Source organism: Campylobacter concisus (assembly GCF_003048875.2).
Taxonomy (GTDB): Bacteria; Campylobacterota; Campylobacteria; order Campylobacterales; family Campylobacteraceae; genus Campylobacter_A; species Campylobacter_A concisus_AU.
In genome coordinates this window covers 233819-253403 of the sequence record NZ_CP049264.1, presented here as the reverse complement: position 1 = coordinate 253403, position 19585 = coordinate 233819, and the positions used below count along the sequence as shown (strand labels likewise).

Below are 19585 nucleotides of genomic sequence, written 5' to 3'. Positions count from 1 at the left end.
AAACTTTACTTTGAAATTTTAACGACTTTATCATTGTCACTTCTTAGAAAATAAATTTCTCTTCGTCCGTCATAAAGGACTTTACCGCTTGTTTTTTGCTCGCTTTGTAAATTTGAAGATAGATCCATCTCAAGTGGCTTACTCATAAAATAAGCCTCGCCCAAGCTTCGTCCAAGATCAGGATACCAACTAAGTGCGCAAAGCACGAGCAAGAGCAGATAAAAGGCTCTAAAAATTTTTCTAAATGGCGCGTAAAAGAAACAATATCCAAATATAAAAAACACAGGTAAAAGCCACAAAAAAGGCACGTTATCCACAAAAATCACATTGAAATACTCGTTTATGCCGTAGTGTGAAAAGTAGTTGTTGTAAATTCCGACAAATAGCGTAAAAATAGGAGCGAGAACAAATATAATGCCAGTAAAAAATGCATTGAAAATTTTCATAAGCTCTCCTTTTTCGTGGGATTATATTAAATTTTAGCTTTATTATTGCTCTAAATTTATAAGCTAAGAGCTTTTAAACTCCAAAATGTCACAAATTTTCAAAAACAAGAGAGTTAAAACGATAAATTTTAAATTAGTGTGACATTTTTTAGATGAAAAATAAGAGATTTTTTTGAAACTTTTAAGGTAAAAAAGAAAAATTTAAAAGTTAGCCTTTGCCATAAAAGCAAAGACTAAAAGGGAGTTTTTAAGCTTTTTTCTTCATATCAAATTTATTAGCCATGAAGCCAACAAGACCAACAAAGAAAAGACCACCGCAGATGTTGCCAAGTGTAACTGGGAGCAAGTTTTTGCTTAAGAAATTTGTCCAGTTGATGACATCTAGTTTATCAGCTGTAGTGTGAAGTAAAGCTGCTGCAGCGTTGATGTCGCCACCGCTTGCTGCTATGTAGTGAGCTTTAGAGATGATAGCTTCAGTGATGATGAACATATTTGCAACGCAGTGCTCCATTGAGCAAGCAACGAATGCGCCGATCATCCACATAATGGCAAAGAATTTACCAGATAGGTTGCTCTCGCTTGTCGCAGTCCAGATAGACATACAAACAAAGACGTTACAAAAGATACCACGGAGAAATAGCTCATGAAATGGTGCTGTGATCTTGCCAATAGCTGCTGGCACGAAGTGTTGCAAGATGTAGCCGTCGTATTTTAGTGGCAAACCAGAGTAGTAGTACATATAAGCAATCAATGCACCGCCAACGAAGTTAAATATCCAAACGATTACCCAGTAGCTTATGGTTTTGCCAAGTGGCAATTTACCCTCATACGCACTAACGCCGCTTAAAACAGAGCTAGTAAATAGGTGACCGCCATAAAATACAACCATCATGAGGCCGCAGCTAAATGTGATACCACCGATGAAATTTGAAAGACCGATAGACTGTTTTTCAGCCATACCAACTGTTGAGTGAGCCCAAAAGATATCACCCATTGCAATAGCAGCTCCAGCCATGATAGCAAGGAAGATAATGCTTACAAGTGGCGTATGAGCTTTGTGCTCCATAGAACTTGACACCGCTTGAGCGGTTTCTGCCGGATTTAACATCACGTCTCCTTTTTATTTAACCTTCTTTGATCTATAAGAAATAAAAGCAAAGAAGCAGTGCCAAAGATAGACTTTTTAGCGTCAAAATTTAATGTTTAAAGCTTGTTTTTACACTAAATTTCAAATCCAAAATGATCAAATTTATCTTTAGCAAACCCCAGATTTAATTTAGCACTTGCTAAATTTAACCAACTAAATTTTTATCAATCTCTACAATTCTTAAAAAGGCTTTTCTCGCACTTTTTTTAGCCTGCTCGCTTAGACCCTCTTCAAAATCAAGGACATTTTCAAGCAAGACGCTAATGCCAAGAAAAAGCGTTTTTGGACAAATTTTACGCAAATAGCTTAAAAGCACCGGCGTTGGGAGGTTGTGGGTTGAGTATATATAGTCTCTATCGTCACTTAGGTCAAAAAACTCTATCTTATCCTCATCAAAACCACTCATCGCATCGACTACTATCAAGATATCAGGCGCAAATTCTCTAATAGCTGAAAATTCATTCTCAGGCACATCTTGCCCAAAAAAGACCTTCCACTCTTTTAGCTCCTGCTCTACGATACGGCCGACTTCATTGCCCACATCATCATCGCCACGCATAGGATTACCGATGCAAAGGATGGCCTTTTTCATCAAAAGTCCTTCCTAAGCACGATATAACCCTCTTTTAAATTTGCCAAAATTTCTTTAAGCTTACACTCACAAAGCTGTGGCAAGAGTCTAGCGATATGCTCAGCAAAAATTTCAACTTCAAAATACTTGCTTAAATTTCCGATCTTAAATTTCACATATTCGCCTGAGTTTTTGATCATCTCGTCAAATTCCTCATCGCTTAGCTCTAAGATCTTCTCGCTAAAATCAATCGTACCAACACCATGTCCCACGCAAGTGGAGAAAATTTTTATCTCCTTTAGCTCACGTGGAAGCTTCTCGTTGTCGTCCATATGCCTTTTTGTAAGCTTATAAACTTGTATCATCTTTTACTCCAAACCTCACTATCAACATCAATCGCAAAATTTTTACCAGCTTTTGCGTATTTTAGATAGACGTCATTATGCAAAAGTGCCATACACTCAGCATACCTAGGATCATCTTCTTTTTTGATAGCTGCTACAACCGCTTCACGTGCAAGCTCTGGGTTGTGGATATCTCTTGAGGCTTTGATAGCGTCCATATATTTTTCAAATAGCGTTCTACCAAAGATATAGCTCATCAGCCTTTTACTTTCAGCTTGTAAGTCGCGTTCAAACAAGATATCGCCCATTACTGACTTCTCAACTGGTGGAGGCGTAGTGCTGTCATTTTCATAGCTTTTTTTCTGAAGCTTTTGATCGATGATACCAAGAGCCATACCTAGACCATAGATAACGCTTGCTGGGTGTGGAGGGCATCCTGGGATATAGACATCAACTGGGATTATCTTATCTATACCACCCCAAACGCTGTAAGCGTCGTGGAAAATTCCACCAGTACTACCACAAGCACCAAAAGCAACTACGATCTTAGGATCTGGAGCTGCCTCGTAAGCACGAAGAAGTGGGTAGTACATCTGTCTTGTGACTGGTCCTGAGCAAAGCAAGATATCAGCGTGTCTTGGGTTTGCTACAAGCTTAAAGCCAAAGCGCTCTGGATCCCACATCGGAGTGATAGCAGCGAAAATTTCGATCTCACAACCGTTGCAGCTTCCGCAGTCGATCCTATAAACGCTAAAGCTTCTTTTGATATTTTTTAAATGCTCTAGCTTTGCAGTTAGGTCATTTGCTGTTTTTATGTCCTCTGGGACTTGATATAGACTCATTTTATAGCCTCCTCAACGCCTTTTGTTAGCCTCTCAGCAGATTGATTTTTCTTGCACTCTGGGCAGATAAAAAGGTACTCTTTTGCCTCTTCAAGTCTGCCTGGAAGTAAATTTGCTGTGCCAAGCTTTTCAAGAGTGAAATTTATAAGCCTTTTTGGTGTAAATGGCTTGCCGCAGCATTTGCAAGTTTGCATCTCAAGCTCGCCTCTTTGTATAAGAGCGCTCTTGTCAAATTTAACCGCAAGCTCAAAGCTATCGCTAAGTCTTACAGCTCCAGTTGGGCAAACCTCATCGCAGCGTCCGCAGAATATGCAACGACCACAGTCAAACTGCCAAACAAGTCTTGTTTGCTCATCGTTCATCTTAAGCTCTATTGCGTTACTAGGGCAAGCGATACCGCAAGCTGCACAACCTATACAAAGATCGTATGTATAGTCTGGCTGACCGCGGAAATTCTCAGGCACAATATATGGCTCAAATGGATAGGCGTATGTCGCCTTTCCATATTTTTCTGTGATGTCAAATAACTTCATCATCTTAAATCCTTCTTACTAACCCCGCCATCTTGACAGAATTTTTTAAGGTCTTTTTCTGTTAAAATTTTACTTTTTTTAGTCCTTACATCAACCAAAGTAACACGCTCGGTGCATGAGTAGCAAGGGTCAAGTGAGCAAACGATAAGCGCAGCGTCACTTATGTTGTTTCCTCTAAATTGATACCTTAGGCTTGGCCAGTTGTTATATGTCGCAGCCCTACATCTCCAGCGATATACTTTTTGAGCGCTACCTTGCATGATCCAGTGAACGTTCTCACCACGTGGCGCTTCATCGTGACCAAGTGCGAAATTTTCAGGTTTGATCATAGTCACAGGATCGATCATGATCGGAGTTTGAGGCATCATCTCAAAGCATTGGCGGATGATGTGGATAGAGCTTTTTAGCTCTTTATATCTAACCATCTCACGAGCAAAAACGTCGCAACCATGCTCAACTGCTACTTCAAATTCTATCTGTTTGAAGAAATCGTATGGGTGATCGTAGCGGTTATCACGTTTAAAGCCAGAGCCTCTCATATTTGGACCAACTGGGCTAAAGTCACGTGCGATTTGGCGGTCTAGGATACCTACACCTTTCCAGCGTCCGATTTGGCGTTTATCTTCCAAAACTGCATCCCAAATTTCTGAAATTTGAATGTCAAGTTTGTTGATGATCTCTAAGCCTTTTTTGATCTCATGGTTTGTCATATCACGTCTTAAGCCGCCCATAACGACGTTGCCGTATGTTTTACGTCCGCCAGTTACAAGTTGAGCTAACTCCATAGAGTACTCACGAACCCTAAAGATGTGCATAAAAGCGTTGTAGTTACCAGTGACCTCACATGCTAGACCGATATTTAAAAGGTGGCTGTGAAGACGCTCGATCTCAAGACAGATGACGCGTATAGCTTGAGCTCTTAATGGGATTTCAAGCTTGATAGCTTTTTCTGCTGCTTCGATACAAGCGATAGCGTGAGCATAACCACAAATTCCGCAAACACGCTCTGCAAGATAGCCCATTTGATCATAGTTCATTCTGTTTTCAGCCAGCTTTTCCATACCGCGGTGTTGATAGAATAAGCGATAATCAGCGTCGATGATCTCGTCGCCGTCACAGAAAAGTCTAAAGTGACCTGGCTCATCAGATGTAACGTGTAGTGGTCCAAGTGGTACATCAACTACTGCATCGCCTGTTGGGAACAAAAACTCCGCATCAGGCTCATCTCTATGATCTACTGGATCAGGGCGGTAGCGGTAGTCCATAGCATCTTTTCTAAGTGGGTGAAGTCCGTCTGGCCAGTCATCACTTAAAACTAGACGTCTTTTATCAGGCAGACCCTCAGCTACTAAACCAAACATATCATAAGCTTCTCTTTCATACCAAACACAAGCTGGCACAAGCGGAGTAACTGATGGGAATGTCGGATCGCTTCCTGGGATAAGGGTTTTAACTGTGATAAAGCACTTATCCTCAGCTGCAAAGTCGTCCGCCTCAGTCATCTTGCTACCTTCCATTGAGATAGCATAGTAAAGCGCATAGCAGCCATTTATCTGGCGCTCGTCGTTTGGTATCATAGTGCTTATAAAGCCACCGATATCATAATAAAGCGTTTTAACAGCTAGTGGAAGATCGTTTCTATCAACCAAAACTGTGATCTGATCGTCTGCTTGACGAGTTACTTCTAAAATTTTTACCTTTGTTTTTAGGATTTCAACAAATTTATCGCCTCTCATTTTAAAGCTCCCATCATTATATTAACACCGTTATTTACTAGCGTATAAAAGCTATCTACGTGCCATACGCCAAAGATTATGATAAGGGCACAGAGTGCTATAAGAGGTAAATTTTCAAATAAACTCATCTCTTTATTATGAACAACCACACCTTTTGGCTCGCCAAAGCTTGCCATGTTAAAGTGCGCAAAGTCAGCTATGAAAATAACTGCAAGTGCAATAGCAAATAGCGCAACTGCGATGTATTGACCACTTGTGATAGCTCCGACAAAGACGTTATATTCGCTAACAAATATAGCAAATGCTGGAACACCAACTAGTGAGCATACAGCTGCACCAAACATAATAGTTGTAATAGGTGCGATCTTAACCATGCCGCCCATCTTACTCATATCTTTGTGACCGTAAATTCTTGCTATGTTACCTGTTGAGCAGAAAGCTAAAGCTTTTGTGAAGCTGTGAGCTAAGCAGTGGAATATCGCTGCAAATAGACCAAATTTACCGCCAACACCAAGTGCAAATGCGATAACACCCATGTGAACGATTGAGTGGTATGCAAACATTCTTTTTACGTTGTGTTGTCTTATTAGGAAAAATCCTGCTACAAAAAGTGTGATAGTTCCTGAAACGATCATTACGCCTTCAACAAAGCTAAATCCAACTGCTTGAGCTGTGATAGCGTAGTATCTTAAAAGTGCAAGCATCGCACATTTTAAAAGTACACCTGATAGCAATGCTGAGATAGGTGCTGGACCTTCAGCGTGAACGTCTGGCAACCAAGTGTGAGTTGGAGCTAGACCAGCTTTTGTACCAAAGCCAATTAGCGCAAACACAAAGATAAGTTTTGCTGCATCTGGATTTAAATTTTTAGCGTTAGCCATTATGCTTGAAAACTGCATAGAAGCCTCTCCGTCTCCTAGTGTGCTATATGTAGCTGAGTATAGAAGAACGGTTGCATAAAGAGCAAATGCTAGACCGATTGAGCAAAGAACGATGTATTTATAACCACTCTCTGTTGATTTTTGATCTTTGTGTATAGCAACCAAAAACACAGAAGCTAGTGTTGTAGCCTCGATAGCTGCCCACATAAACGCAACGTTGTTGCAAATAACACTTAAAGTCATTGTAAAGATAAATACATGGCTTAGTGCGTAGTATTTTTTAAGATCACTTAAGTGGATGTGTCCATCTTCAAGTTCCCATCTCATATAGTGGATAGAGTAGAAATTTACTATAAATCCAGTTACAGCAATAAGCACCAAGAAAACACAGCCTAAGCTATCTAAGAATAAAAATTTATCAAAACTATAAAAAGTTCCGCCACTTAAAACTTTAAGAACATTGTTAAGTAAAGCCACTGATGTCGCAGCAGAAAACAAGACATGAAGTCCGCTAAGTACTGCATAGTTTTTAGGACTTAAAAACAAGATCAAAGCACCAAGGAGCGGTAAGATAAGTATTAAAGCTAAACTATCCATCTCTAACCCCTTAAATTTGAAGCTTTAGAAGTATCTAAGCTATCATAAGCTTTATAAAATCTAATCGCTAGAACGCTCATGATAATAACAGCAAATATCGCATCTGTTAAAATTCCAAGCTCAACTAGCTCATGTGAGTTGTAAGCCATTAGAGCAAGGCTTAGGTGGATACCGTTTTCAAACAAGCAGTAAGCTAGAATTTGTTTTACAAATGAGTTTCTTAGCATAAAGCCAAAAATTCCCATCATAAATACTGTTCCAGCAGCGATCAACATAATCTCTTCTTTGATAAGAGAGAATTTTAAAAATATAGGGTGGATACTCATTGAAAGAGCTAGAGAAAATCCCATAGCAATAACAGGACTTACAAAAAATCCACCAACTGGCTCATCTTCGCTAACTACGCCAAGTTTTTTGATAAGCCAGAACAAAATTCCTGGCACAAAAAGAACTTTGGTAAAAAACGCAACGATCGCCCAAGTTTTTAGCTGCTCAGCGTTAAATTTCTCAGATAGCAAGAAAAATATACTAACTAAAAGTAGTGTCTCTATCGCATAAGCGATGATTGAGAGTTTCAAGCTTCTAAGACCAAAAACCGCAAGCGAAGTTACGATCATGCAAATGGCTAATATATCTAGTGTTTGCATCTCACGCTCCTACTACATAAAGTGTTAGTGCAACAAACGAAATAGCAAGTGCACCAAGAGCATTTTTGCGTAAAGATGAAGTCATTTTAAAGCGTGGTCCAAAGTTGTCTATAAATACAGCTGCGACGTAAAATACTCCAGTTTTTATCACAAAAACGATAATAGCTAAGAAAGGATTGCTAAAATTCCATGGCTCAAATATGCTAAGGAAAAGTCCGATCATAGCAAACTGTTTTAATATAAGTGATGCTTGAACTAAGCCAAGGTCGCTACCAGCGTACTCACCAAGAACACCCTCTTGAAGCTCTTGTTCTGCTTCAGCTAAGTCAAATGGCTTTCTACCAGTCTCAACATACATACACCACAAAAATGCGATAGAAGCAACGGCAAAACTTGGAATTTGATATCCGATAACGCCAGTTCTTACCATCTCTTGGATCTCAACTAAATTTGATGTTTTAGCTGCAAGCATAACTACGATTAAGCACATAATCATAACTGGCTCAACATAAACACCAAGCATTTGCTCCCTGCCGCCACCTGTCGCTGCAAATGGGTTGCCGCTATCCATTGAAGCTGCACCAAATACAAATCTAAGTAGCGCACCAAGATAGAGGATAACAAATATATCTGAATATGCTCCAAATACAGTGTCTTTGCTATAAGTGATAGGTATAGCAGCTAGCACTGCAGCTGAAGTTGCAAAAAGGAAAAATGGAGCCCATCTAAATACCCAGTGAGAGCACTCAGGGACGGTTCTTCCTCTTCTAAAAAGCTTTATAATGTCGCGATATGTTTGAAAGAAATCGCTACCTTGTTTTGATTGAAGTTTAGCTCTAAGTTTTCTTGCCATACCATCAAACAAAGGAGCTACCAAAACGATAACGACTACTTGAAATATCATTAAAAGTATAGTTTGCATTTTCGTCTCCTAAACTAAAAAGTAGCTCACAGCAAGTATGACACAAAGATATAGCAAGATATAAAGTGTATATACATTTGTATAACCACTTTGAACGATACCTAGCTTATCAGCAAATTTCACACACCATTTAATGACTGGCTCATAAAACATTCCCCACCAAATATCTTTTGGATGGTTGTGATACTCAACCGCGTCAAAATAATTTCTAGTAACTACTTTTTTATCAGCTCTAAATAGCCATTGCATAATCTTTCTAAGGTCGCCAGTGAATGGACCACCTGTCATTTGCATACGTGAGCTATATTTAAAGCCACAAGCCCAAGGATCAGTTTCGCGTGGTTTATCTCTGTTTGCTTTCATAACAGCAAGGATGATAAATGGCAAAATCATAGTTGCACATAGGACTAAAGCGATAAGTGGAGTTGAGATCATGCTACCCATAGGTGAAGTTACATTTATAGCACCAAGGCTAGCTTTATAGTCGCTTATAGCGATAGAATTTACAGCTTGCATGATGTAATCAACTATGTAGTTTGCGCCAAGACCAAAACCAACGCAGCCTATCATTAGGATGATCATACCAAGAACCATACCTATCGGACTCTCTTTAGCATTTTCCCAAATTTTTTGATCTCTTGGAGTACCTGCAAAGATAACAGCGTAAAGTTTAAGGTGCATACCGACCAAAACGCCTGTTAGCGCAAGAGCTACGACGCCGAGTGTAAATGCATATCTAACTAATGTTCCTTCTCCCATCGCACCTTGAAGCATACCTTGATATGTAAACCACTCTGAAACAAAGCCATTTACTGGAGGTAAAGCTGCGATACCCATAATACCTATAAACATACCAAGGCTTGTCCATGGCATCTTTTTAGCAAGACCGCCAAGGATGTCCATATTTTGTGTATGAGTAGCGTGGATGACTGAACCAGCGCAAAGGAAAAGCAGACCTTTAAATATAGCGTGATTGACTACGTGGTAGCAACCTGCTAGAAAACCTACTGCTGCAAGTGTTAAATTTCCAGCTGCAACGCCATAAATACCAGTACCAAGACCTAGTAAGATGATGCCTATGTTCTCAACTGAGTGATAAGCAAGCAAGGCTTTGAAGTCGTGTTGGCAAAGAGCGTATAAAACACCAAATAGTGAGCTAGCTGCACCAAGAGCGAGTATTGTAAGACCAAAATATGTGCTAAGTGGTAGATAAAGTGTAAATTTAACTAGTGTAAATAGAGCAACTTTGATCATAACGCCTGACATAAGGGCTGAAACGTTTGATGGTGCTGCTGGGTGAGCTTGTGGAAGCCAAACGTGGAATGGCCACATACCAGCTTTACTACCAAAGCCGACCAAGAATAGTATAAATACAGCAGCAGAAGCGCCAAATGGCATCTTAACACCCATAAATGCGCTAAATTCAAAGCTTCCTGCATAGTAAGCTGTGATAAGCAATCCACAGGTTATACAAAATGCACCGATTTGTGCGATGCCAAGATATACCATAACCGCTTTAAGTGTATTTTTACCGTCATTGACGATGATAAGAAATGATGATACAAGAGTCATAAGCTCCCATAAAACAACAAAGCAAAATACATTATCAGCGCTGATTACTAGAAGCATTGAAAGGATAAATGTGTTAAACAAACATGCAAACACACCAACATTTGCTTTTTTTATGTACTCTTCTGCATAGCTCATACCATAAACACTACTTGCAAATCCGATGAAAACAACGACAAAACTGAAGAAATTTCCAAGTGGATTTAGCGCAAATTTTGGCGAATACAAAAAGCCATCCATAAGAGCAAAGCTATCACTTACTCCCATATTTGCAACGAAGTGACACATCGCATAAAAGCAGCTTATAGCACTTAGTCCAAAACCAACTTTAACAGCGGCTTTTGGAGCGCAGTAGAGCAAGATACTAACGACGGCACTTACAAGAAATAGCATATAAACCGTAGTCATCTTATGCTCCTTGTCCGTTTAAAATTTTAGTAGCAAATTTATTCGCTGCTTCGTAGTCTATCCTCTTGCCAAGCTTATGTTTGCCCTCTTCTGGATCTACCATTATAAGAGCGCTTGTTGGGCATACATCAACGCAAGCTGGTCCATTTTCACGGCCAAAGCACATATCACATTTTACTGCGATGTTTTTTGCGCCTGATTGAGACTCTACTTCAAGATAGTATTTTGGCTCGACAGCGTAATTTACTGAAGGCATAAGCTCTGCACTTGAGCTTATCGCACCATAAGGGCAAGCGATCGTGCACATCTTGCAACCTATACAAATTTCCTCGTGAAGCTCGATGCAATTATCGTTAAATCGCAACGCTCCAGTTGGGCATACATTTGCGCAAGGGCCATCGTCGCATTGTCTGCACTGAGTCGGCATAACACCGCTAGCTTCTCTTAAGACGCTTAGCCTTGCACGTGATAGTTTGCCGCGTTCATAAGCACTTTTAAAACATGCAGCCATACAGGTCGCACATCCTATGCAGCGTTTAGAATCGGCAATCACAAATTTATGTTTTTTCATAAATTCCTCCTAAAAAACAAGGCAAGACCGCCCTGCTCACTAATAGAGTGATTGTTAATCACATGAATAGAGATAGTTAAATTTTTATTTAACATCTCAAACGCTCCTTCCTGAAATTTTTGAAACAATTCTATAACTTCTGGCGATTAAATTCCGTCAGCTATCTGACAAATTTTGTATTTTTAAAATTAAATTTTTATTTTATATTAGTTTAAGATATGCTATTAAACAGCGTTATTATCGTGTGATTAATCAAAAAAGATTAATATTTCATAACGGATAATTAGTAAAAAGAGTAAAATTATCTTAATTAAGTTTAAATTTAAAAATTAGTTTTTTAAGCTTGGGTTAATTAAATGAAACTGAAATTTAAAAATCTAAAATATAATCCAACCTTTAAATTTAAAAGGGTTATTGATGGAAATTTTTATAGTCATAGTTTTATTTATCACTTTAGTTTTTGCTTTTATGAAATTTGCCCCTGTTTTTGGCGGCACACCAGATGCCAAAAGTCAAAAACTGATAGAGGCTTCGCCAAATTTTAATGGCAAAGTTTTTATAAATTTAGAGCCAACGATTGATATGGTAAAAAATCCGCAAGCGTCCATGTTAAATTACGTCCCTCAAGCGCTCTTTCCACCAAAAGGCAAGCTACCAAAGCGCCCTTTGCCAAATTTAAAATTTGACGCAAACACCCTCAAAAATGGCGAGTTTATCTGGCTTGGGCACGTTAGCCTAATCTGCAAGCTTGATGGCAAAATCATCATCACAGACCCAGTTTTACACCGAGCATTCCCTCTGCCAGTTGGCGGCAAGCCATTTGCCTACGAGCACGCCATCACCGCTAGCAACTACCCAGAGGTGATCGACATCGCCCTCATCTCGCACGACCACTACGACCATCTTGACCATAAAACGATACTTGAACTAAAGGATAGGATAGCCAAATTTCTAGTGCCGCTTGGCGTCAAGGCTCACCTCATAAAATGGGGTGTAGATGAAGGCAAAATTTACGAGTTTGACTGGTTTGGTGATCTAAAGATAGGAAATTTAAACTTCACTTTTTGCCCTTCAAGGCACTTTAGCGGGCGCACATTTAAAAGAAATACCACACTTTGGGGCGGCTGGGCGGTAGAGGAGGCTGGCTTTAGCTTTTATTTTAGCGGTGATGGCGGATATGGCGAGCATTTTAAGATGATAAACGAGAAATTTGGTGGCTTTGATCTAGTTTTCATAGAAAATGGCGCTTACAGCGATGGCTGGCCTTACGTGCACATGAAGCCAGAGGAGTCAGCGCAAGCGCTAAAAGATCTTGGTGCAAGGCTTGGCGTGCCGGTGCATTGGGGCAAATTTGATCTTTCTTATCACGCTTGGGATGAGCCGATCAAGCGTTTTGAAAAGGCTGCTACAAAACTTGAGCTAAACTACGCAACGCCAATGATCGGAGAGGTTTTCACCACGCAAAATCCACCTAGAAAAAAGTGGTGGGATGAAATTTAGGAATAAAATTTGCTCTAAATTTTAAAATCCAAAAGGAAGTGCAGATGAAAATTTCTGAAAATTTATCAAATTTAAAAAATGCCATCGACAAGGCAGCGAAAAATGATCTTGACGCAAGTGCGACTGGAAGCTTTTTGCAAAATTTAGAAAAAGCCAACAAAGAGACAGAAAAGATCTACGAGAAGCTTGAAAAAGAGCTAAAGAGCGACGCGCAGATGTTTAAGCAGTTTGACTTCATGCAGATGATGACAAAGCTTCAATACGGCAACCTAAAATCAAGCGAGCGTGAAGAGCTGATAAATAAAATGAGCAAGATCGCTAAAGAAATTTAGCTGTTTAGCGTGGCTTTACGACAGCTAAATTTCGCTGTTTTGCGTAAATTTATGTGATTTTTTGCTGAGTAAATTTGCCAAAAAATGTAAATTTACTCACTTAGTGGCTGTTAATATCCTCACATTTGCCACATCTTTTGCCAAATACCTGTTGCACACTGGGCGAGATAGCACATCGATATATCACATGCGCAAAATTCCAGCAAATTTCTCAAATGCTTTTAACCTCTAAATTTAAGCTAGTCAATCATTAAAGGTGAATTTTAAAATTTCATGAACGAGTAATTTCGGCTCTAAAATTTGAGCTAAGCGGTGAGCGAAGCCAAATTTTAGTAGTCAATTTTTGCGAGTGAATGAAAGTTTAAAATTTGCTTTGAGATGTAAATTTATCAAAAGGGAGACAAGGGGACTTGAATTACGAAGCCGTCCCCTTATCCCCCTTTTTAAATCCCCTAACCCCGACGACGTTAGCGGTGGCATGCGATAGTGCTAAAGCACTGCATGCGTTTTGCTTTAAAAAATTTATAGCAAATTTAAAAATTTGCAAAGATAGTTTGATTAAATTTGTAAAAGAATAATTTTAAAGAATATCTATTTATATATGTAAATTGACTAGAGAGAATTTAAGAGCCAAAAAGGCTCTTAAATTTTAGTGGAGTTCGCTCCAGACTTTGCGTTTCCAAAGCCAAGCAAAAATTCCCAAGATGAAGAAGTAGATCATGACATAAAGTCCTGTGCTCTCGCGCTCAGCCTTTTTGCTGTCGCCTACTTTTTCTATGTAAGATACTATGTCGTCTTCAGCAGCTTTGTTTAAGCCAACTCTAGGCATCGCAGTGCCTGGAAGCATCTTTTGAGTATCGTTTATAAATTTATGCAAGTAGTCTGCACCTTTTGAGCGGATCATCATAGATAGATCTGGTGGGTTTGAGCCCATATATGCTGCAAGGCTTACTTTGTTGCTGAAAGCATACTTTTTATCATACTTCATATCGTGGCATCTTTGACATGCATCAGCAAATACCTTTTCTTCAGTGATCTTGCTCTTTGCATCCGTCTCAGCTGATACCTTTTTAAGATAAGCAACTATGTCAGCGATCTCAGCATTTATATCGCCGCCAGCACCCATAAATGCTGTCATCGGATAAGGATGCTCGTCGTTAAATTTATGAGATAGTTTTACAGCCATAGTTGGATTTTTGATAAGTGCAGCCAAAAATCTCTCGTCATAAATTTTACCAGCTGTGCTAAGATCTGGTGGCACTACGCCAAAGCTTTGGCTAGCTGTCTCAGCGTCCATACTAGCTGGAGTGCCAGCTGCTTCGATGCCGTGACATCCTGTGCATCCAGCTGCGCCAAATGTCTCAGCACCTTTTGCAGCGTCACCTTTTGCAAGGTCGATCGAGTTTATATCAGCCCAAAAAGCTGTGTAGTCATCAAGAATTTTTTGTGCTGTCTCAACATCTTTTGTAGCCGCTTCTATACTAGCCTTATTTCCACTAGCTTTTGCTGCCTCAAGCGCCTCTTTTTTCTGCTCTAAAAAGTGCTTTGCATAGTCAGTATCTTCTTTTGAGAAGTTGTACTCAGCATTTGCAGTGTGCGGATGAAGCTTTGTGTGAGCGTAAGGCTCGATACCCCAGTATAAAATACCTGAAAGGATAACAACGATAGCAAAAATTTTAAGCTCTTTCATGATTAGCCCCTTTTTCTTTCAAGTATTGTGATAACTGGAAGTGCGATTATAAATAGCACTAAAAATAGCAGTGAAGCGTAAAATCCTATCCAGTCGTTGATGCCGCCTGTTGGGAGCTTGCCATATATAGATAAGACGATAAGGTCTGCAACTAGCACCCAAAACCATACGAAAAATAGTGGTCTTTTGTGAGCTGGAGCTACAAGGTCGCTTCTATCAAAGAGCGGTATAAGCATAAACGCAACGCCTGCGAATGCAAATGCGATAAGACCGATGTTATAAGCTGAAATTCCAGCTATATCAAAGAAGAAGCCACGTAAAATTTCATATTGCCACAAGAAATACCACTCCGGATATATGTGTGGTGGAGTTTTTAGTGGATTTGCTGGCTCAAAGTTGATAGGATCCATCGCAAAGTTGAAGTGATAGCAAACAAGATATATGACAAAGATCATGAAAAATGATACATACATGAAGTCTTTTGCCAAAAATCCTGGCCAAAATGGTATAACTTTAGCTTTTGCTCTGTCACCATGCAAGTACTCTTGCGCCTCTACGTCAAAGTCGATATCTTCGCTTGTTAGGTTATTTACGTGAGGAACTCTTAATGAGTAGAAGTGGATAACCAAAACAACGATAGTTACAAGTGGTAGCAAGCAGACGTGAAGCATGAAAAATCTAGTAAGTGTTGAGTCACCAACTGCATAGTCGCCCCTGATCCACTCAACCAAAGCATCGCCGATAACCGGCACACCACCAAAAAGCTGAGTGATAACAGTCGCCGCCCAGTAGCTCATCTGTCCCCATGGGAGCATGTAGCCGCTAAATGCCTCTGCTGAAAAGCAGATAAATAGCACCATACCGCTTACCCAAATGACCTCTCTGCCTCTTTTATATGAGCCGTAGTAAAGTCCGGTAAGCAAGTGGATATACATGATAAGAAATATCGTAGAAGCTGAAACTGCGTGGATATGACGCCAAAGCCAGCCATACTCGACCTCTTGCATGATAGTGTAATTTACACTGTCAAAGGCTAAATTTACATCTGGCTTGTAATACATCATAAGCAAATAGCCAGTGATGATCAAAAGTAAGAAAAGCGTCGTTAGGATAACACCCATCGCCCAAAGGAAATTTATATTTTTTGGGATCCAGTATTCGCTAACTAGAACCTTCATAAGCTTTGTAAAAGCTAGGCGCTGGTCAAGCCAGTCAATAACGCCAGTTGATTTATGAGATAAAGACATCACTAACCTCCTAAGCTTTAGCTACTAATTTTTCGTATTCTGGGCTTGTTTCGCCTAGAACTAGCTTGGTACCATCGATCTTAAATGGTGGGATATCAAGCGGTCTTGGTGGAGGTCCGTATGTTTGTATGCCATCAGCGTTAAATTCGCCGCCATGACAGGCACAGACAAACATTTGCTTGCTAGCTTTATACTCAGGGATACATCCTAGGTGTGTGCAAAGTCCGATAACTACGATATATCTCGCATCTCCAACGACTACATCTCTCTTGTCGTTTTTAGCCATATCTGGGCTTTTTTTGAGGATGAAAATAGGCTTTTTACGCCACTCAACCTGTCTCATCTCGCCATCTTTGATCGGGCTTAGATCGACAGTTGTAAAACCAGCAGCTTTTACACTAGGGAGCGGATCCCAGGTCTTTTTCATGGCAACTAGTGACATCGCGCCACCGACAGCTGCCACGGCACCAAACGCAAGGCCGATAAAGCTTCGTCTTTCTTGCTTTACTGACATTAATTTCCTTTCTATAAATAAAATTTAAACGATTATACTCTCAAAAAATTAAAAAACTATAATCTCACAATATAGTTTGTAAAAATAATATTTAATTAAGTATGATTGTAATTTTCCAAAAATACTCGTATGCTATAAAAAAGCGTAAAGTTTTATGTTCTCACGAGAAGTCTCTTACTTTCTATAAGTTTTTACATATGTCATCTTATATTTCATTGTTTTATTGTAAATTAATATAAAACATTTTAAAAACATATTTTTGTATTTGCCATAGTCAAAACCAATTTTATTGATATCAATAAAAATCATATTAATAATAAATAAAAACTCATTTTTTATAGTTTTTAAAAGTATTTTTTATTATTGGGTTATTAAAAATAGCTATCCTCTTTAGAGTATTTGTATTTTTTCCATATTTTTCTTTCTCAATATTATTTAGTTGTATAAAATTTTTTATAATAATTTTTTGAAAAAGGTTTATGAGAATATTTTTTTTGAAAAATATTCTCATAAGAGAAAAAGAAACAATAAGACTTATTAGTGGGGTAGTTAACACGACAAAAATTAGAAAAAAAGTAGACAATATGCCAATAAAAGGTATCGGCAACAAAGTCATAATATTGTCTAATATAACAATATATACTTCCATTATATATGGGTACAGTATATATCCAAAGAAAAAAAATAATGAAAATTGCGCTAAATACCATGCAATATTATCTGTCATCAAAAGTCTGATTTCAATATCTAATAATTTTATTTCGATGTAATTATTGGCAAGACTTCTAAAAAAATTTGTATTTTTTCTAATCATATTAAGCTTATTTAGTTTTTTAAAAAAAATAAGGATAATAATAATGCCTGTGCCTGTAATTGAGAAATATAACAAATACAACAAATCTACTACAAATAATATACTATTGACAGGCATAAAAATACTTTGAACATTCCTTAGTATATCTATGTTACTTATAATAGAGTAAGTTTTATAAAATAAACTATCTAAGAACATAATTATAGGATTATCTTCATGTAACTTTATAAATATATAAATTCTATTTGCTTCAAATGGGTTGTAAACGTATCTACAAAATAGTCCATACAATATATTACATAGAATAAAAGGGGAAAGTACAAACAATGGTATTTTTAAAAACCTGATTATATAGGCTAATATTAAATTATTCATTTTGTCATCATTTGCGTTCGCTCATCTTTATGTAGATATGCAAAATGTCAATCGCTGCTGGCGTGATACCTGAAATTTCACTCGCCGCAAAGAGCGTTGGCGGGGCAAATTTCTCAAGCTTTTCGACCACTTCGTTGCTAAGTCCGCTTATGCTTCTAAAGTCGAAATTTTCAGGAATTTTCACATCCATCATATCTTTCATTTTTTCTATCTGATTTTTTTGCTCGCTGATGTAGTGCTGATACTTGCACTCGGTTAAAATTTGATCTATGCTCGCATCGTCTAAATTTACAAATCTCTCGTCAAGCTTTCTTAGTTTCTCAGCCGTGAAGCTCTTTCTAGCTACGATCTTTTGAAGGCTCACGTTTTGGCTGATCGGCTCTTCATCAAGGCTGGCTAAAAGCTCTAAATTTGCCTTGCTTGGCGTGATCTGAGTCTCGTTTAAAAACTCTAACCCCTCTTTTAAATTTCTTCTTATATTTTCTATCTCGTTAAAAGTCTCATCATCAAGCAGCCCAAGCTCATGACCATATCCGCCAAGCCTTAAAATGGCATTTTCCTCACGCAAAAGCAAGCGGTACTCTGCCCTACTCGTAAACATCCTATATGGCTCTTTTGTCCCTTTTGTCACAAGGTCATCTATCAAAACGCCGATATAAGCCTCATCACGGCGCAAGATAAGCGGCTCTTTGTTATCCAGCGAAAGCGCTGCATTTATACCAGCCATTAGCCCCTGAGCACCCGCCTCCTCGTATCCTGTCGTGCCGTTTATCTGCCCAGCCAAGTATAGCCCTTTTACTTTTTTAGTCTCTAAGCTATGCTTTAACTGCGTTGGCTCGACATAGTCGTACTCTATGGCGTATCCATGCCTTACTATTTTGGCATTTTCAAAGCCCTTTACAGAGCGTAGCATCTGCACTTGCACCTCATAAGGCAGGCTCGTTGAAAAGCCGTTTATGTAGTACTCTGTCGCTTCAAGAGTCTGAGGCTCGATGAAAAGGTGGTGCCTATCGCGGTCGCCAAAGCGGTTTATCTTATCCTCGATACTAGGGCAATATCTTGGTCCGATACCCTCGATCTGACCTGTAAAAAGTGGCGCTTTGTCGAAATTTGAGCGGATTATCTCATGGGTGGTTTCGTTTGTATAGGCGATGTAGCATGGTAGCTGCGTTGGGGAGAAATTTTTAGTTCTAAAGCTAAATGCAACTGGCTTTGCATCACCATCTTGCTTCTCTAAAATTTCAAAATTTATCGTTTTTGCGTCGATCCTTGGGCATGTTCCAGTCTTTAGCCTGCCTAAATTTAGCCCAAGCTCCCTTAGGCTAGAGCTTAGATCCTTTGCGCTTAGCTCGCCCACACGGCCAGCTTCAAGTTTGTTAAATCCAACGTGGATTAGCCCGTTTAAAAATGTGCCAGTTGTAATTATCACTTTTTTTGCGTTATAGATGTTATTTAGGTGGGTTTTAACGCCTGTTACTTCGCCATTTTCGCTTAAAATTTCAGTGGCGATCTCTTGAGAAATTTCTAAATTTGGCGTATTTAAAAGCAAATTTCTCATATAAACGCGGTATCTATCCATATCGATCTGAGCGCGGCTACCACGTACTGCTGGGCCTTTGCTCTCATTTAGCACGCGAAACTGGATACCAACGGCGTCAGTTGTAAGTCCCATTTGACCGCCAAGCGCGTCGATCTCTTTTACAAGATGTCCTTTTGCGAGGCCTCCGATGGCTGGGTTGCAGCTTGCAGCGCCTATTTGCTCGGCTAAGATAGTGATCAGTAAAGTTTGTTTGCCCATTCTAGCAGCTGCAAGACTTGCCTCAATGCCAGCATGTCCGCCACCAACGACGATGATTTCATAGTCCATGATAAATTTTTCCTTATTTTTGATAGACGGAT

The 19585-nt window shown here is 39.2% G+C and carries 19 protein-coding genes; 2 read left to right on the top strand and 17 right to left on the bottom strand.

Features of this window, described 5'->3' with window-relative positions; all coding sequences use genetic code 11:
- Positions 1 to 5 precede the first annotated feature (5 nt).
- The 12 genes from CVT07_RS01270 to CVT07_RS01215 form a co-directional block, all read right to left on the bottom strand.
- On the bottom strand, positions 6 to 446 hold the full coding sequence (locus tag CVT07_RS01270) for an isoleucyl-tRNA synthetase (RefSeq protein WP_107935572.1): 441 nt from the start codon (positions 444 to 446) through the stop codon (positions 6 to 8).
- 247 nt (positions 447 to 693) lie between these two features.
- The gene (locus CVT07_RS01265; RefSeq protein ID WP_035142401.1) at positions 694 to 1554 is read right to left on the bottom strand and encodes a formate/nitrite transporter family protein; all 861 of its coding nucleotides are present in this window, start codon (positions 1552 to 1554) and stop codon (positions 694 to 696) included.
- A 184-nt stretch (positions 1555 to 1738) separates the two neighbouring features.
- On the bottom strand, positions 1739 to 2185 hold the full coding sequence (locus CVT07_RS01260; RefSeq protein ID WP_021085388.1) for a hydrogenase 3 maturation endopeptidase HyCI: 447 nt from the start codon (positions 2183 to 2185) through the stop codon (positions 1739 to 1741).
- Positions 2185 to 2529: a formate hydrogenlyase maturation HycH family protein gene (locus tag CVT07_RS01255; protein ID WP_002939326.1), complete on the bottom strand. Its 345-nt coding sequence runs from the start codon at positions 2527 to 2529 to the stop codon at positions 2185 to 2187. Before CVT07_RS01255 ends, CVT07_RS01260 begins: the two co-directional genes overlap by 1 nt.
- Positions 2526 to 3350, bottom strand: coding sequence for an NADH-quinone oxidoreductase subunit B family protein (locus CVT07_RS01250; protein ID WP_107935570.1), 825 nt, complete (start codon positions 3348 to 3350; stop codon positions 2526 to 2528). Before CVT07_RS01250 ends, CVT07_RS01255 begins: the two co-directional genes overlap by 4 nt.
- Positions 3347 to 3886, bottom strand: coding sequence for a formate hydrogenlyase complex iron-sulfur subunit (locus tag CVT07_RS01245; protein WP_002939210.1), 540 nt, complete (start codon positions 3884 to 3886; stop codon positions 3347 to 3349). Before CVT07_RS01245 ends, CVT07_RS01250 begins: the two co-directional genes overlap by 4 nt.
- Positions 3883 to 5619 carry an NADH-quinone oxidoreductase subunit C gene (locus CVT07_RS01240; protein WP_009294856.1) on the bottom strand — a complete coding sequence of 579 codons (1737 nt, stop codon included), beginning with the start codon at positions 5617 to 5619 and terminating at the stop codon, positions 3883 to 3885. The genes CVT07_RS01245 and CVT07_RS01240 overlap by 4 nt, the downstream gene beginning before the upstream one ends.
- On the bottom strand, positions 5616 to 7097 hold the full coding sequence (locus CVT07_RS01235) for a hydrogenase 4 subunit F (protein ID WP_012001182.1): 1482 nt from the start codon (positions 7095 to 7097) through the stop codon (positions 5616 to 5618). The genes CVT07_RS01240 and CVT07_RS01235 overlap by 4 nt, the downstream gene beginning before the upstream one ends.
- A 2-nt stretch (positions 7098 to 7099) precedes the next feature.
- Positions 7100 to 7744 carry a hydrogenase 4 membrane subunit gene (gene hyfE / locus CVT07_RS01230; RefSeq protein ID WP_002939315.1) on the bottom strand — a complete coding sequence of 215 codons (645 nt, stop codon included), beginning with the start codon at positions 7742 to 7744 and terminating at the stop codon, positions 7100 to 7102.
- A 1-nt stretch (position 7745) separates the two neighbouring features.
- Positions 7746 to 8666 carry a respiratory chain complex I subunit 1 family protein gene (locus CVT07_RS01225; RefSeq protein WP_002939300.1) on the bottom strand — a complete coding sequence of 307 codons (921 nt, stop codon included), beginning with the start codon at positions 8664 to 8666 and terminating at the stop codon, positions 7746 to 7748.
- 9 nt (positions 8667 to 8675) lie between these two features.
- The gene (locus CVT07_RS01220) at positions 8676 to 10643 is read right to left on the bottom strand and encodes a proton-conducting transporter membrane subunit (protein ID WP_012001180.1); all 1968 of its coding nucleotides are present in this window, start codon (positions 10641 to 10643) and stop codon (positions 8676 to 8678) included.
- A gap of 1 nt (position 10644) precedes the next feature.
- Positions 10645 to 11214: a 4Fe-4S dicluster domain-containing protein gene (locus CVT07_RS01215; RefSeq protein WP_002939266.1), complete on the bottom strand. Its 570-nt coding sequence runs from the start codon at positions 11212 to 11214 to the stop codon at positions 10645 to 10647.
- A gap of 417 nt (positions 11215 to 11631) precedes the next feature.
- Between CVT07_RS01215 and CVT07_RS01210 the strand changes: the two genes are divergently transcribed.
- Entirely contained in the window at positions 11632 to 12714 is a 1083-nt protein-coding gene (locus CVT07_RS01210) for an MBL fold metallo-hydrolase (protein ID WP_107935568.1), read from the top strand.
- Positions 12715 to 12758: 44 nt separating this feature from the next.
- Positions 12759 to 13046, top strand: a complete 288-nt coding sequence (locus CVT07_RS01205) for a hypothetical protein (protein ID WP_087581727.1) — start codon at positions 12759 to 12761, stop codon at positions 13044 to 13046.
- Positions 13047 to 13695: 649 nt separating this feature from the next.
- Here the strand turns inward: CVT07_RS01205 and CVT07_RS01200 are convergent.
- From CVT07_RS01200 to mnmG, 5 genes are all read right to left on the bottom strand, one after another.
- A complete protein-coding gene (locus tag CVT07_RS01200) occupies positions 13696 to 14736 on the bottom strand; it encodes a c-type cytochrome (RefSeq protein WP_107935566.1) in 1041 nt (346 codons plus the stop codon).
- Between the two features lie 2 nt (positions 14737 to 14738).
- Positions 14739 to 15983, bottom strand: a complete 1245-nt coding sequence (locus tag CVT07_RS01195; RefSeq protein WP_103572049.1) for a cytochrome b — start codon at positions 15981 to 15983, stop codon at positions 14739 to 14741.
- 10 nt (positions 15984 to 15993) lie between these two features.
- Positions 15994 to 16497, bottom strand: a complete 504-nt coding sequence (gene petA, locus CVT07_RS01190; protein ID WP_103594594.1) for a ubiquinol-cytochrome c reductase iron-sulfur subunit — start codon at positions 16495 to 16497, stop codon at positions 15994 to 15996.
- 328 nt (positions 16498 to 16825) lie between these two features.
- Positions 16826 to 17686: a hypothetical protein gene (locus CVT07_RS01185; RefSeq protein WP_103597972.1), complete on the bottom strand. Its 861-nt coding sequence runs from the start codon at positions 17684 to 17686 to the stop codon at positions 16826 to 16828.
- 7 nt (positions 17687 to 17693) lie between these two features.
- Positions 17694 to 19553: a tRNA uridine-5-carboxymethylaminomethyl(34) synthesis enzyme MnmG gene (mnmG, locus tag CVT07_RS01180; RefSeq protein ID WP_107935564.1), complete on the bottom strand. Its 1860-nt coding sequence runs from the start codon at positions 19551 to 19553 to the stop codon at positions 17694 to 17696.
- Positions 19554 to 19585 lie beyond the last annotated feature (32 nt).